We start from the raw sequence: 16,006 nt of genomic DNA, 5'->3' as shown, positions 1-16,006 counted from the left end.
TAACTGGGAGGTTACAAACCAATGGAAATGAAAGATATGACCCTTGAGGTCTTTTGTGCCACTACTGCATCTAACGAGCCTGCCCCCGGCGGCGGAAGTGTTGCCGCTCTAGCTGGCGCACTGGCTGCCTCTTTGTCTGAAATGGTTGCTCAGCTCACCATCGGCAAAAAAGGCTATGAAGAAGTTGTGGATGAAATGAAAGCAATTGTTCCCGAAGCCGCTGCTCTTCGCACCGCGCTTTTGGATGAAATCACCCGTGACAGTACTTCCTTTAACGCATATATGGAAGCAATGACTCTGCCGAAGGATACGGACGAGCAGAAAGAAGTACGCAGAAACGCAATGCAGGAAGCTTTGAAAAAAGCTGCTGAAGTACCGCTGCACGTAGCTGTAACTGCTGCTAAAATTATGCCGATGGCTGCAACGATGGTGAAAAAGGGTAACTCCAATGCTGTAACCGATGGCTTGGTTGCTGCAATGATGACCCGTACTGCAGTTTTGGGCGCACTGCTCAATGTGAAAATCAACTTAGGCTCCATTAAAGATGAAGCCTATGTGGCTCAGATGAATGTTAAAATTCATGAGATTGAAACTGCTATTATCCGTGACGAGGCCGCTGTTTTGGCGGAATCGCCTCTGAAATAAGTTTACTAGCACAATCCTTTACTTTTATCACATAAAGAAGCGGCCGGAATTTTTCCGGTCGCTTCTTCGCATATAAAATAAATTACAGCTAGAATCGACCTACCTTAACGCTATTTCTGTCATAGGAACTCAAAATTGAAATGAACCTAACTTCAATTGAATAGAATCGAGTTTAGTTTAACGTAATCCAGAAGAAATCGCAATCCCTCTTCTCATGTTCACATACTGCTCAAAGAGGATGAGAAGCCTTTTCTTCTTCCATTTATAATTGAATAAAATTGCTCTTATCATTATCTTTCTTTTTCGAAGTTCATTTTGTTAAACCATTCGTTTCTCAAGTAAGAACCTGTCACTATAAGTCTAGTTTTTGTGAAAGCTGCATGCTTTTCTAAGTCTTTCATCTCTCAAAAGGGGAAGCCAGCCTACCCTATTTATCTACCCTAGTTCCTGATTCATTTGAAATTTAGAAAGGAATTCATCAAAACATGTTGTGATCTACAATACCCAATAATTGGAAATAAGACTATCTTATCGCCATAAAAATCATTAAAACTTGCTGCTAAATCAATTTGTTTTTGACTGATATAATATAATTCTCTTAAATCACTATGTTATTATTTTAGCAGTTAATCGAGCATCACTTGCAAAAACCTAGATTATATGCAGTTTTTCATTAATGAGTTAGTTAATTATATACGCCCTTATTGATATTAAAAGCTTGTTTTTTTTAACCTGCTAACACCTCTTAATAGCCCTAACTTGTTTTATAGGTATATCCTCAATAAATCGCCAACATTCGCTTGTATTTTCTATTTTTTTGACGTATTTTGAATTTTGAGACGGAAATTTATGGCAATTTGTAACTTTTAAAAGACGCCATAATATGTTGATAAAAGATACTATTTGAATAAAACAAGACAAAAATTCAAGCATACTGCCATTTCTGCTGTTTGTTATCTTATTAGCATGATAAAATAACATCTTATTTCCGTCTTATAAAAATAGACAATTAAAGCCTAACTTCAAGTCTTGATTTAAGAAATATCTTATCTTAAAAACGACAAACTATATAACATAATGGTTATACAAATATCCAAATCGATTCATTCGCGATATGGAACATGGTTCTTTTTTCATATTTTTTTGCAGTTGATAGACTTCTAAAATTCATTTTATAATATTGTCATTTCACTTTATTAATTTAACGATTTAATTAGATGATTGAATGACAAAATAAACTATTAAAGCAATTTTAGAATATTTCCTCTATTTTTCTTCTATTAAAAAGTGCGTTTTTTGATTCTTAAGTAGAAGTAATCATCAGCTGCATAATTCTTCAGAGCCCGCATTCCATCTGGTATTTCTCTCATTTTTGGGGTGTAAAAAGTATGAAAGCAAAATAACAACTTCTTTCTGTTAATCAATATTTTCAATTTTTTTATATCAAACCTCTTCTCTTTTGTATCTTTTCCCCGTAAAATAGGAATGAAAGTATTTTAAAAGCTTTTCTTTATACCGTAATCTTGGTATCTTCTCGCTGAAACTTTCTCTGGTAGAATGCTTTTCATCATTTCTTGCCATCAGCATTATTTTAACTGAGATTACCTCTTTACTGGATTGCAGTCTAAATATAGCAATTTTTGCAGGCTGTTTATCGCAAAGGCAGAAGAACTTAGTTAGACGTTTCTTTGACATGCAAAGTTGTATAATCTGGTCAAAGTTCAGCAAGTGATTTGTGTGTGAGTTGCAAGTGAATCAAAATGGTAAAAGGAGATTGTACATTATGAAAACAGTAATTTTGACCGGCCAGGATTTGACCCTGGAAGAATTTGCGCTGGTTTGCCGCGAGGACGTGCCTGTTGCGTTATCTGAACAAGCAAAACAGAACATCATTGAATCCCGCAAGGTAGTAGACCAGATTCTTGATGAGAACCGCGTTGTATACGGCGTAACCACTGGCTTTGGTAAATTCAGCGATGTTGTCATCAGCAACGACGAATGCAAGCTGCTGCAAAAGAACCTTATTATTACCCATGCAGTTGGCGCTGGTAACCCCTTCCCCCGTGCTGCGGCTCGCGGAATGCTGCTGCTGCGTATCAATAATATGGCTAAGGGCTTTTCCGGCATCCGTATGGAAGTTGTTGATGTTCTGGTTGATATGCTCAATAAGGGTGTTACTCCTCAAATTCCAGAGAAAGGCTCTTTAGGCGCTTCTGGCGACTTGGCTCCTCTTTCCCACATGGTTCTACCCATGATTGGTCTTGGCAAAGCAGAATACAAGGGTGAGATCCTAGACGGTGCAGAAGCAATGAAGCGCGCTGGCATCAATGTAATTGAACTAAGCGCAAAAGAAGGCTTGGCACTAATCAACGGTACACAAGCTATGACCTCTACCGGCGCTTTGACCGTATACGATGCACTTGAGCTACTAAAGGTTGCAGACGTTGCCGCTGCTCTGAGCTTTGAAGCACACAACGGCGTAACCGATGCTTTGGATGAGCGTATCCACGTTATTCGCCCCCACAAAGGCCAGCTCGATACTGCCAAGATTCTCAAGCAGCTGCTCAAAGGCAGCAACAACACCACTCGCCAGGGCGAAATTCGCGTTCAGGATGCTTACTCCCTGCGCTGCGTACCGCAGATTCATGGAGCCAGCAAAGACGCGATTAACTTCATTAAGCAGAAGGTTGAAATTGAGATTAATTCCGTTACCGATAACCCAATCATTCTGAAGGATACCATGGAAGGCATTTCTGGTGGTAACTTCCACGGCCAGCCCATGGCTCTTCCCTTCGACTTCTTGGGAATTGCAGTCGCTGAGCTCGCTAACGTTTCTGAGCGCCGCATTGAACGTCTCGTAAACCCCGCATTGAGCGGCCTTCCCGCTTTCCTCACCAAAGATGGCGGCGTAAACTCTGGTTTTATGATTGTTCAGTACTCCGCTGCTGCTCTGGTTTCTGAAAATAAAGTTCTGGCTCACCCCGCCAGTGTTGACAGCATTCCTTCTTCCGCTAACCAGGAAGACCATGTTAGCATGGGTACCATCGCAGCTCGTAAAGCTCGCGATATTCTGTCTAACGCTCGCCGTGTATTGGCAATGGAGCTGATGTGCGCTTGCCAGGCAATCGATATGCGTGGCGATAAGGGCATGGGTGTAGGCACAAAGCCTGCTTACGAGACCATTCGTGCTTTGGTTTCTAAGCTGGAAGAAGACCGCCCGCTCTATGAGGATATTAACCTCTGCGAAAGCACCATTATCGATGGCAGCCTGATCGCTAACGTTGAGAAAGGCGCATCTGCAATCGAGCTGTAATTATTCGCTCTAGTTTCTTTAAAGATGGAACCGAACACCACTGTCATTCCGATTCTCTGCAAAAAGCCTCTTACAACAGAGACGGCGTACCCATTTTGAAGCGTGGAAGAAAATATGCGTTACGTTGCCTAAAACTATTTTGCCTTGGGAATCAACCTAGGGAATGAGCGGTGTTCGGTTTTTCTTAACCCCCCCACATATTCGTGCGGATGGCTCTTTGAGCAAAGCGATTTCATAGCATACACAAATAAACGCAACGAAAGGAGAAATGAAGCGCAATATTCCGCTGTGTTTGCTCTCCGGTACGTTTTCAGCAACACCGGACCTGAGAAAGCAATTTTTTCTCAGGTTGTGCTCTATGAATCGTGTTACCTGCTAATTGGGCTTGGCATAAAAGAGGGGATTAATAACTGTATGGTAATACAGGGTTTCCCTTACCCAAAACAAGAGGAGGTTATTTTATGGTATTAACAAACCCGGTACTTATTGCCGTTGTTGTTCTGCTTGTCCTGTGCTTTATGAGAGTTAACGTTTTACTTGCTCTGTTTGCTTCTGCTGTTACCGCTGGTGTAGTTGCAGGTATGGGCGTTCCCGCAACAATGACAACTTTTATTAAAGGTATTGGCGAAGACCCGGAAACAGCCCTGTCTTATGTGATGCTCGGCGGATTAGCCGCGACCATCAGCTACACAGGTGTTTCTGACATTTTGGCAGTTAAAATCGCCAAGCTGGTTAATGGTAAGTCACTGGTATTTGTATTTTTCCTTGGTTTTATTTCTTGCTTCTCGCAGAACCTGATTCCAGTTCACATTGCGTTCATTCCGATTCTGATCCCCCCGCTGCTAATCGTTATGAACAAAATGAAGATTGACAGAAGAGCCGTTGCTTGCGCACTTGCGTTTGGTCTGCGTGCTCCTTATGTTGCAATTCCTGCTGGTTTCGGTCTTATTTACCACGGTATTATTGCAAACAACGTAACTAAGAACGGCATGACTATTGATAAAATGGATGTGTGGCGTTATACATGGCCTCTCGGCATTGCAATGCTCATTGGCTTCGTGCTGGTTGTATTATTCCTATATCGCAAACCCAGAGAGTACAAGAACATTGAAGGTTTCGCGGTTGATCTGGATACTGTTGACACCAAAATGACCTTTAAGCACGTCTCTGCAATTGTTGCAGCTGTTGTTACTTTGGTTATTCAGCTGGTATTTGGTTCACTGCCTTTGGGCGCTCTGGTTGGTTTGGCTATCATGTTTATTACCAAAGCAGTTGCGTGGAAAGACATGGATAAGATCATGGACGAAGGCGTTCAGCTCATGGGCTTCATCGCATTCGTTATGCTGGCTTCCAACGGCTTTAGTGCCGTTCTCCGCGACAGCGGTGGTGTGGACCAGTTAATTCAGAGCTCCTTGGGCTTCATTGGCGACAACAAGTTCGTCGGCGCACTCATCATGATGCTCGTTGGTATGTTTATTGTTATGGGTACTGGTACTTCTTTTGGTACTGTTCCTGTTCTGGCGGTTCTGTATGTACCGCTTTGCGCATCACTGGGCTTCAGCATTGGCGCAACCACATTGTTGATTGCCGCTGCTGCTACCATCGGCGACACTGGCTCACCCGTTTCCGATACTACACTCGGACCGACGGCTGGACTCAACGCAGACGGACAGCACGATCATATTTGGGATACTTGTGTTCCAACGTTTATTGCATCCGATATTCCGATTTTCGCACTTGCACTTGTTGCACCTTTCATTATGTAATCGGAATTCATCTAAACAGAAGAGCCATGGAAGAATTCTTCCATGGCTCTTTTCTTTTTATAATTTTTAGACTTTTATTTTCAGAGTTGCTTTTAATTAATCTTTTCTTTATAATAACCTATCCATCTCTTCTAAAAATATAATATGTTAAAAGAGATAGATAATTACAGCCCGTAGAACGGAACGATTAACTGTATATCTGCAAACAGAAATCCACCGGTATAACTGGTGGATTTCTTATTAACTCTCTTTAAACTTCCGGCCTGAAATCATCAGCAATCATAAAAAAATAAAGTGAATTATTTCTTTTCCATCAGTTCAACGTCCAAACCTTCCAAAACACGGTTCATGGTGCGAACAGCACACATTTTACCGCACATGGAGCAGCTATGCTGGTCTTCCGGTGGAACACTCTCAAAATAGTCTCTTGCTTTTTCACCGTCGAGTGCCAGTTTAAAAGTTTCTTCCCAATCCAGCTTTCTTCTTGTTTCACTGATTTGAAAATCGGCCTCACGAGCATGTGGAATGCCTTTTGCAATATCTGCCGCATGAGCCGCAATTTTTGAGGCAACGATACCTTCCTTTACATCTGACAAATCGGGTAAACGCAAATGTTCTGCTGGCGTTACATAGCAGAGAAAATCCGCACCGTTGGCAGCTGCAATTGCTCCGCCAATCGCAGAGGTAATATGGTCGTATCCAGGTGCAATATCTGTTACAAGTGGGCCAAGCACATAAAACGGTGCACCGTGGCACAAGCGTTTTTCCAGCTTCATGTTTGCTGCAATTTCATCCATTGCCATGTGGCCAGGACCCTCTACCAAAACCTGCACACCACGCTCCCAAGCACGCTTGGTCAAATATCCCAGCTCAGTCAGCTCGGCAATCTGAGAAGCGTCTGTTGCGTCTGCAATGCTCCCTGGGCGCAGAGCGTCACCAAGGCTAATGGTTACATCATATTCGTGCAAAATCTCAAGCAGCTCGTCGTAGTGCTCGTAAAACGGGTTTTCGTTCCCCGTCATCTTCATCCATGCAAATAACAGCGAGCCACCGCGCGAAACTATATTCATCTGGCGCCGCTCCCGCATGAAAATTTCGACCGCACGGCGATTGAGCCCCGCGTGAATCGTCATAAAATCCACGCCCTCTTCCGCATGTGCACGAACCACTCTAAGAAAATCCTGTGCGGTTATTTCTTTCAGGTCTTTTTCTAAGTAACCTACTGCGTCATAAATCGGCACCGTGCCGATCATCGCGGGGGAGGTTTCAATCAGCTTCTGTCGAAAGGTATGTGTTTTGCCGTAATTGCTCAAATCCATAATCGCTTCTGCCCCAAAGCGTTCCGCAAGCCGAACCTTTTCCATTTCAACCTGATAATCCACGCAGTCTCCAGATACACCAAGGTTTACATTGATTTTTGTGCGAAGCCCTTGTCCTACACCATACGGATGCAAAGAGGTATGCCGAATATTCGCAGGAATAACTACCTTACCCTCTGCTACTAATGCTAAAAGCTCCTGTTCGCTTTTATACTCTTCCTGCGCCACCTGCCGCAGCTCTTTTGTGACAATACCTTGACGGGCAGATTCCATTTGCGTGTAATGATTCATTGATTTACCCTCTTTCTTCCTTTAATCCTTGTTGGTACAAATCGTAAAAATGGTGAGTTGGCCCACAGCCTTTCCCAATTTGCAGGGAATGACGGATTGCGGTTGTAACATACTCTTTGGCTCTTTTTACGGCTTCTTCCATGGAATAGCCCAAAGCCAAATTACTGGCAATTGCAGAAGAATAAGTACAGCCTGTACCATGGGTGTTTTTCGTATGGATTCGTTCCTCACAAAAGCGATAAAACTGTTCGCCATCAAACAAAATATCGAGCGCGTCCCCCTCTGCATGACCTCCCTTTATCAAAACATTTTTAGCGCCCATCGCATAGATTTCTTTGGCTGCTCTCTCCATATCTTCTGGTGTGCGAATTGCTGTACCTGTAATCGTCTCGGCCTCGGGGATATTCGGCGTAAGCAAGTCTGCCAGTGGCAAAATCTCACGAATCAGTGTACCCATGGAATCTGGCTGCATGAGTGGGCACCCGTTTTTTGCTAGCATCACCGGGTCAATTACCACGTTTTTCGGCTGGTATTCCCGCAGCTTTTTTCCAACTGCAAGCATACAGTCCGATTTAGACAACATCCCCACCTTTACGGCATCTGTTCCAATATCTTGGAATACGGCATCAATTTGTTTTGCAATCATATCTGGGGTAATGTCCTGCACGTCGATTACCTCGCTCGTGTTTTCAGCTACAACAGACACAATGACACTCATTCCAAAGGTACCATGGGCGGAAAACGTTTTCAGGTCTGCCTGAATTCCTGCTCCGCCACTGCAATCAGAGCCCGCTATGGTTAATAGCTTTTTCATTTTGTTCCCCTTTCTTTACATAAAAAGGGATGCCGCCAACTGGCAAGCATCCTTTAGATCGATGTTTCGCTTCCCTACGCCAGTGTTAACTAACAGGTTCAAAGGGTCAGGTTCTAACCTTCTCAACTCCAAAGAGTCCCCCCGCAACAGATTCAATTGTAAAATAAAAAGTGCTTTCCTTTGTGAGGAAAGCACAGATTCATTCATACTCCGTTTGCTTCCCTGCGCCAGTATTAACTGACAGGTTCAAAGGGTCAGGTTTTAACCTTCTCAACTCCGAAGAGTCCCCCCGCAATGTATTCGATTGCTATAACGTTAGCACGAAATTTCTTTTGTGTCAATACTACAAACATACTTGCTAAGAAAAACAGGAGGAATTAGCCCCATATTTCTTTTGCAATTTCTTGTACCAATTGCAGCTTTGCCCACTGTTCTTCTTCCGTAACCTTATTGCCCTCTTCGGTAGAAGCAAACCCGCACTGCGGGCTCAGGCACAAACGGTCAAGCGGCACAAACTGCTCTGCTTCGCGGATGCGCTTGATGATCGTTTCCTTGTCCTCTAGCTTGGGAGATTTGGTTGTAATAAGGCCTAGTACGACCAGCTTATTGGCACTAAGGTATTGCAGTGGCTCAAAACCGCCGGAGCGTTCATCATCAAATTCTAAATAATAGGCGTGTACGTTCTCATTTGCAAACAGCTCTTCGGCAACAGCCGCATAGCCACCGCTGGCTGCCCATGTGGAGTGATAATTACCGCGGCAAACATGAGTGGTAAGAATCAAATCTTCGGGCAAATTTGCGATTGCTGCATTATTGAGGCGAATATACAGCTTCTTTAGCTCGTCTGCGCTGGCAGTGCCGTTTGTTCTGGTAGCCCAATATTTTGCGTCGCAGAGCATGCCCCATGTGCAATCGTCAAGCTGAAGATTGCGGCATCCCTCTTTGTAAAGCGCCAAAATAAAGTCGTGATATGCTTGTGCCAAATCGCGATATAGGTCTTCACGATTTGGGTAAACAGCATTGAGGTGCTGTTCGTTTTCACCACGTACCAGCTCCGCTAAAAACTGCGCCGGAGCAGGAATGGTTTGACGAGCGATTGCTCTATCGCCTACCATTTCTTTTAAGAAATGGTAATGTGCTAAGAACGGATGATCTACAAAACGGATTTTACCAACCACTCTTGCCGAATCTGCTCTGGTTTCTTCCCCGTGGAACAGGTACCCACGCCCCATCGTTACACGGTCGATTCCATCAAAGCCCCACATAAAATCAAGGTGCCAATAACTGCGGCGGAATTCGCCGTCTGTAATCGCCAATAAACCAACCTCTAATTCTTTTTCAACGAGCTCACGAATACAACCGTTCTCTACCTCGGTTAGTGCTTCTTTGCTTAAGCTGCCCTCTTCAAACTGTTTTCTAGCATTTTTTAGGCGTTCTGGTCTCAAAAAGCTACCTACAATGTCAGCTCTAAAGGGTGCGTGCTTTCTCTCGGTAAGGCTCATTCGGAATCTCCCTTTCTTATGTGAAATGATGAATAATATATCAAAGTATTTTACTCTGGAATGCTGACAGTATAACACAGATTTTAGCATCTGAATAATTCATATGTTTTGTGACTGGATATAGAATAAAACTATAACCAATATTTTTATGTACGCAAAAATATTCACCGTACAATAAAATAGGCCTGCCAAGAGATGATTTTCACACTCACTTGGCAGGCAGGTCATATAAATTTTATAAATCAGGAAGCTCTACAACACACTCGTCAAAGAATTTAACTGGGCCGCCCATGCGGCATGCGGTAACTTTTCCGTTTGAAACAGTGGCGGACGCCTCAATCACACCGCCGGGCTGCTGCAGCGTGAATCGGCGTGTGCCCTCCCCCATTTGTAGTGCCAAAAAAACACCAACAGCCATGGAACCGCTCCCACAACTGCTTTCCCAAATCAGGGAATCGGTTTCACAAACATACACAACCGGAACCATCTTTTCTCCGTTTAGGAACATAATACCATATGCGCTGGCATCAGCGGCAGCACGCACCTCTTTTAACAGCCCGCGAACAAATTCTTCCTCTTTCTTTTCTCCCGGAACAATGGTATGAACGATACCATCAAAACAAACGACTGGGTACTCTTGGTCAAGATACGAAACCGAGCAGATGGAAACCGGAAGCGGCATTTCCGTTTCACATCGGCTTTCCTCTTGGTCTACCTGAACGGTAAGCGGATGCTGTGCCCCACTGATTTCTACCGTGACCGTTTCCGGATTTCCCGGCAGAAGCATACTAAGCAGGTACCCGTAGCTGCGGGTCGCGTTACCACAGAATTCGCCGCCCATCATTTGAATACGACCCTGTCCACCCATGCGCGGCGACACCTGAAAGGCTACCTGCTCGGCGTGGAATTTTTCCATAGACAAAAGCTTTGCTGCAATGGCAGCATACTGCTTTGATGGTACCTTGCTCATTACAAAAATCGTGATATTACCTGCGGGATCGGCTACTCTGATCGAAAGTTTCACTCAAAAGCTCCTTTCCTGCATACCAATATTTTACTGGTATGGTTTGTCTATTATAGCATATCACGATTACGTCTTATTTGCGTTTAAACTATCGCATCCGCAACCTCCAAAGGCAGGTGCAGCTCATAGGCTCCCGGCAAGTGACCCATGTATTTTTCCGCATTTTCGCAGCAGGCCTCAAAGCCCTCCGGTATCTCCTCTGCAAATTCTTCGGGGTAGTTTTTAATGAGTATCGCTTTAATGCGCTCCAAAATACCCAATGACATGGGAGAAGCCAACATTTGTGCATGGTGCACCGCTTCTGCAAGCAATACCTTCGAGTCCTTAAAGTTGCCTTCTGCCGCATACAAAAGCGCGCAATACGATTTCGTAATACCGCGTCCTACCAGAATGCTTGAAGAATCGTACAGTTTATTCGCGGTAAAGAAACGATCTGCCGCTTGCTCCTTTTTCCCCATCGCTAGCAGTGCGCGAGCCTGATTGGAATAAAACGTTGGGTTTTTGGGGAATTTACGGTCGCTGCAAATATCCAAAGCACGATCATAATACTCTAAAGAGCGTTCAAAATTCTGTTGCTTGCGCTCAACTTCACCCAAATAATTATAGCAGGCAGCCAGATTGAGTACATAGTTCTGCGCGTCCAAAGAAGCGGATTCAAAACGATTAATTGCTTGATTGAGCTGTTCGCGGCTCTCATCGTAACGGCCGCACATGAGTAGATACAACCCATACAGACGGCACTCAATCGCATACTCAATGCCAAAGCGGTTTGCCTTTGCAATCTCCATACTTTTTACAATGTTTTCGCGCATCAACTCGTTTTCCCCTACCTGAATCCCGTAGAAGGTAAGCTGGCGCAGGCAAGCAATATGAATTTGCGGGTGATCCTCCAAATAATCGGCATGTGTAAGGCTGCGATGGATTGCATCCAATCCCTTTTTGTACTGACCCTGCGAAATGCAGTACTTACCAATAACAAGGTATAGCCAAGTTTCCATCTCTGCAAAATCCAATACATTCGGCTGGTAATTGTAAAGGCGAATTAGCTCTGCTGTAAGTTCATCAAAATACTTGGTCAATTGCTTTGGTGCTTTCAGAGCAGAATCCTTCTGCAACTGCAAAATGGGGTACAGTTCATAATTAAAGCGGGAATAGTCAGATAGGCTTAAAATCTTATATTGCAATACCTTTGCGTCATTTCCAGCCTGCGCATAATGATAAATGACACGCTGGTACCAGCTATTGTTGCGAACCAGTTCCTGCGCTTGCTCATAATAATTGGCCACACGGGCATGAAGCAGCCTGCGCTTAGAGGGGGATAGCTGAGAATGTACAAAATCCTGCATTTTCGCATGGCGGAACTGAAAGCGAATCTGCCCATCCGAGACTCTTTCACGAATAAGGCTCTTTTGCTTAAGATCATCCGTCAATTCAATAATTTCAAGCGTGTTACGATTAAAAATATATTCAATGATGTCGAGCGTAATCGATTCCGGGCAAACGGAAATCGTATCCAGAAGCTGACGAGAATCAGTGGAAAGCTCTTCCAAACGCGCGAGTAGAATATCCTGCGGATTCGTTGGCATATGGCCTCCGGCGGCGGCAGAATCCTGGGTTAAATAACTCATTAGCAAATCGAGGAAAAAGCCGTTACCCTCTGAATCTTGATAAATATGGCGGATGATTTGGTCATTGAGCGCATCTGGCCCCAAACGATCCACTAAAATATCCTTTACTACTTGCTCGCTAAAGGGCTCGAGCAAAAGCTGAGTTGCAAATTTTTCACGCAGTAGCGCATTGAGCTGCTTTTGCAGCTGTGGCGTTTGCACATCTAGGCAGGTGCAAATGCACATAATATTGGGGTTTCTCTCTCGAATGATGAGTGAGAGAAGCTCCAGGCTAAGATTGTCCATAAACTGAATGTTATCAAAAAATAGGATAATAGGAGTCTCTTCCCCAACGAGAGAAAATAACTTGAGGACGCTGTTCCGCGTAGTGCGGTAGTTATAAGAAACCATAATATCTTCCGGTACTTGCACCGAAAGTGGATGGTTGCCAAACAGGGGGAAAAGCGTATTAATATGGTTCATGTAGTTCGCAGGAACCGAAATGTTATGGCTGCGGATATGTTGGTCTAATTGCAGCATAATGGTATTCCATGGCTGGAGGATAAATTCTCTCTCCTCCTGAAAGCAAATGGTTTTGAGTACTATGCAGGAATCCTCACCGATACTGTCAAAAAAGTGATTAATTAAGTACGTTTTTCCAACCCCGTTGTCTCCCAAAACAAAAATATCAGTAGGAGTGCCGAGCAAAAACGACCGGTACGATTTCATTAGATACTGCATTTCTTCCTTGCGGCCAATGACATGAACCATCGGCTGCTCGGGTTCTTCGGTGCTCGACTGCGTCCAGCCGCTGAGAAGGTCGCGGTGCAGCTGAGAAAGCTCGGCGCATGGCGCAATGCGAAGCTCCGTATTGAGTAACTTACTAATGTTTTGGTATACCTTAATTCCTTTATAATAAAGGCCATTTCTATGGTAACATTCCATCATAAGCTGATAGACACGCTCATCTAAGGGGTCTTTCTTCACATATTTCGCAAACAGCGTTTCCGTTTCCGAAACATCCTTGCCCGCAGCTTGAATCATACTGTCGAAAAGCTGGCGGAGATAATACTCCTTAAGCTCGGTTCGTTCCATATCCAGCCAGTTTTCAAATACATCTGCGTTTTTCAGGCTAAAGCCTTGCATCAGTTCACCGTCGCACAATGAAAAATCATGGTTTTTCATAAAATTATCGTAATCAATATCATAGCTTAACTCAGGGTTAAGCGTAAGAAGGTGTTTTTTAGGAGAAACTATTAACTCTAAATTAAATGTCTTTTTAATGGTATACAATGTGTGGCGCAAATTTTTCTTTGCCACCTGAGAGTCATCGGAATCCCACAGCAAATTTGCGGCCTGTTCCCTCGAAATCGTCTTCTTTAAAGCCAAGCAATACAGCAAGGCCTCTGCTTTTTTAAACGGTAGCAATACCTGCTGCCCGTCTAACAATACTCTGGGGGTCTGTAAAAGCTGAAAAGAAATAGTCGGCATAAGGAAAACCCTCTTTCTCATAATCAACAAAAAAACGGAGTGTATTGAATAATTTTTATACTATGAATTTTATTATACACGAACTTTCAAAAAAAAGCATCTATGAATTCACTTTTTTTTAAAAGATACCTGCCTATTATAGACGTTATTTAGACATTGCTGTGTTAGTATGTATTTGCAAAGGAGGTTCTACCATATGAACAATTTTGAGATCGGTAATGCTATGACAATCAAACTTGACCCGGTTCTTCCGGAATATCCCACCTTTAAAGAGGGAGTTCGCCGCGCACCGAAGCGTGAGTTGACCTTGAACGAAAGAGAGATCAAACTCGCGCTGAAGAATGCACTGCGTTATGTTCCTGAAGAGCTCCATGAGCAGCTTGCTCCTGAGTTTCTGGATGAACTGATGACACACGGCCGCATTTACGGCTATCGCTTCATGCCGAAGGAGCGCATCTACGGTAAGCCCATCGACGAATATAAGGGCAACTGTGTAGAGGGTAAAGCGTTCCAGGTAATGATCGACAACAACCTTGACCATGCTGTTTCTTTGTACCCCTATGAATTGGTCACCTATGGCGAGACCGGCCAGGTCTGCCAGAATTGGATGCAGTACCAGTTGATGAAAAAATATCTGGAAGCGCTGACTGACGAACAGACGCTTGTTATGATGTCTGGTCACCCGATGGGTCTGTTTAAATCTCACAAGACAAGCCCTCGCGTAATCATCACCAACGGACTAATGATCGGTATGTTCGACAACCCGCACGACTGGGCGAAAGCTACAGCGATGGGTGTTTCTAGCTACGGCCAGATGACTGCTGGCGGCTGGATGTATATTGGACCGCAAGGCATTGTTCACGGTACCTTCAATACCCTGCTCAACGCAGGCCGTAAGGTTCTGGGCATTGCACAGGACGGCGATTTGAGAGGCCACCTGTTTGTTACCTCCGGCCTTGGCGGCATGAGCGGCGCTCAGCCCAAAGCTATCGAGATTGCAGGCGGTGTTGGCATCGTAGCTGAGGTGGATGCTTCCCGTATTGAAACACGCCACAGCCAGGGCTGGGTAGGCAAGGTAGCCGAAACTCTGGAAGACGCTTTTGCCTGGGCACAGGAAGCGATGGAGAAGAAAGAAGTTCTTTCCATTGCATACCACGGCAATATTGTAGATTTGCTGCAATACGCTGTGGATAACAATATTAAGATTGAACTGCTGTCTGACCAAACCTCTTGCCACGTTCCTTACGACGGCGGCTACTGCCCGCAGGGTATGACCTTTGAGGAGCGTACCGAAATGCTTGACAAGGATAAGGATGCTTTCTGCAAGAAGGTTGACGAATCTTTGATTAAGCACTATCATTTAGTAAAAACGCTGGTAGAGCGCGGCTCTTACTTCTTCGATTACGGTAACGCATTTATGAAGGCTGTTTTCGATGCCGGCGCAAAAGATATTGCAAAAAATGGTGTAGACACAAGCGAAGGCTTTATCTTCCCCTCCTACGTGGAAGACATTATGGGCCCGATGCTGTTCGACTACGGTTATGGCCCGTTCCGCTGGTGCTGCCTCTCCGGCAAGCCGGAGGACCTGCATAAGACCGATTTGGCGGCTATGTCTGTTATTGACCCGAACCGCCGCGGCGCAGACCGTGATAACTATATTTGGATTCGTGACGCGGAGAAGAACAAGCTGGTTGTTGGTACGCAGTGCCGCATTCTGTACCAGGATGCTCTGGGCCGCCGAGACATCGCTCTGAAGTTTAACGAGATGGTTCGCAATGGCGAAATCGGCCCTGTTATGCTTGGCCGTGACCACCACGACACCGGCGGAACCGATTCTCCCTTCCGTGAGACCTCCAACATTTACGATGGCAGTAACGTAACCGCTGATATGGCGATTCATTGCTACGCCGGTAACGCAGCACGCGGCATGAGCCTCATTGCTCTGCACAACGGCGGCGGTGTTGGTATCAGCAAATCCATCAATGGTGGCTTTGGTATGGTGCTTGACGGCAGTGAGCGCGTAGATGCAATTCTGGAAGCTTCCATTCCGTGGGATACCATGATTGGTGTTGCCAGAAGAAGCTGGGCTCGTTGTGAGCACTCTATTGAAACCGTTGCGGAATACAACGAAATCCGTGAGGGTCAGGATTATATCACCATGCCCTTTATCGCTTCGGATGATTTAATAAATAAAGCTTACGATAAAATCGTGAAATAAGAAACCGGAGGAACCA

9 protein-coding genes and 2 riboswitches are annotated in these 16,006 nt (G+C 44.6%); of the genes, 4 read left to right on the top strand and 5 right to left on the bottom strand.

The features are described 5' to 3' along the window. The first annotated feature begins 21 nt into the window (after positions 1-21). From E7L17_RS07985 to E7L17_RS07975, 3 genes are all read left to right on the top strand, one after another. The gene (locus E7L17_RS07985; protein WP_316322729.1) at positions 22-645 is read left to right on the top strand and encodes a cyclodeaminase/cyclohydrolase family protein; all 624 of its coding nucleotides are present in this window, start codon (positions 22-24) and stop codon (positions 643-645) included. A gap of 1,783 nt (positions 646-2,428) precedes the next feature. Continuing rightward, a complete protein-coding gene (gene hutH / locus E7L17_RS07980; RefSeq protein ID WP_316322728.1) occupies positions 2,429-3,958 on the top strand; it encodes a histidine ammonia-lyase in 1,530 nt (509 codons plus the stop codon). Positions 3,959-4,419: 461 nt separating this feature from the next. Next, positions 4,420-5,724, top strand: a complete 1,305-nt coding sequence (locus E7L17_RS07975; RefSeq protein WP_316322727.1) for a Na+/H+ antiporter NhaC family protein — start codon at positions 4,420-4,422, stop codon at positions 5,722-5,724. Between the two features lie 299 nt (positions 5,725-6,023). Here the strand turns inward: E7L17_RS07975 and thiC are convergent, their stop codons facing one another. The 5 genes from thiC to E7L17_RS07950 form a co-directional block, all read right to left on the bottom strand. Next, positions 6,024-7,334 (bottom strand): phosphomethylpyrimidine synthase ThiC, encoded by a 1,311-nt coding sequence (gene thiC, locus E7L17_RS07970; protein ID WP_316322726.1) that lies wholly within the window; start codon positions 7,332-7,334, stop codon positions 6,024-6,026. Between the two features lie 4 nt (positions 7,335-7,338). Further along, entirely contained in the window at positions 7,339-8,148 is an 810-nt protein-coding gene (gene thiD / locus E7L17_RS07965) for a bifunctional hydroxymethylpyrimidine kinase/phosphomethylpyrimidine kinase (protein WP_316322725.1), read from the bottom strand. A gap of 53 nt (positions 8,149-8,201) precedes the next feature. After that, a riboswitch (TPP riboswitch) is annotated at positions 8,202-8,301 on the bottom strand. Between the two features lie 48 nt (positions 8,302-8,349). Then, positions 8,350-8,449: riboswitch (TPP riboswitch) on the bottom strand. A 76-nt stretch (positions 8,450-8,525) separates the two neighbouring features. Beyond that, a complete protein-coding gene (locus tag E7L17_RS07960; RefSeq protein WP_316322724.1) occupies positions 8,526-9,650 on the bottom strand; it encodes a 5-methyltetrahydropteroyltriglutamate--homocysteine S-methyltransferase in 1,125 nt (374 codons plus the stop codon). 235 nt (positions 9,651-9,885) lie between these two features. Next, entirely contained in the window at positions 9,886-10,674 is a 789-nt protein-coding gene (locus E7L17_RS07955; RefSeq protein ID WP_316322723.1) for a hypothetical protein, read from the bottom strand. 83 nt (positions 10,675-10,757) lie between these two features. Beyond that, positions 10,758-13,772 carry an AAA family ATPase gene (locus E7L17_RS07950; protein WP_316322722.1) on the bottom strand — a complete coding sequence of 1,005 codons (3,015 nt, stop codon included), beginning with the start codon at positions 13,770-13,772 and terminating at the stop codon, positions 10,758-10,760. Between the two features lie 196 nt (positions 13,773-13,968). Here E7L17_RS07950 and E7L17_RS07945 point away from each other — a divergent pair, with 196 nt between their 5' ends. Beyond that, entirely contained in the window at positions 13,969-15,990 is a 2,022-nt protein-coding gene (locus E7L17_RS07945) for a urocanate hydratase (RefSeq protein ID WP_316322721.1), read from the top strand. Positions 15,991-16,006 lie beyond the last annotated feature (16 nt).

The organism is Clostridium sp. (genome assembly GCF_032576335.1).
Taxonomy (GTDB): Bacteria; Bacillota; Clostridia; order Oscillospirales; family Acutalibacteraceae; genus Faecalispora.
Note: the sequence above shows the minus strand (reverse complement) of the source record. Positions and strands in the feature narration are given on the sequence as shown.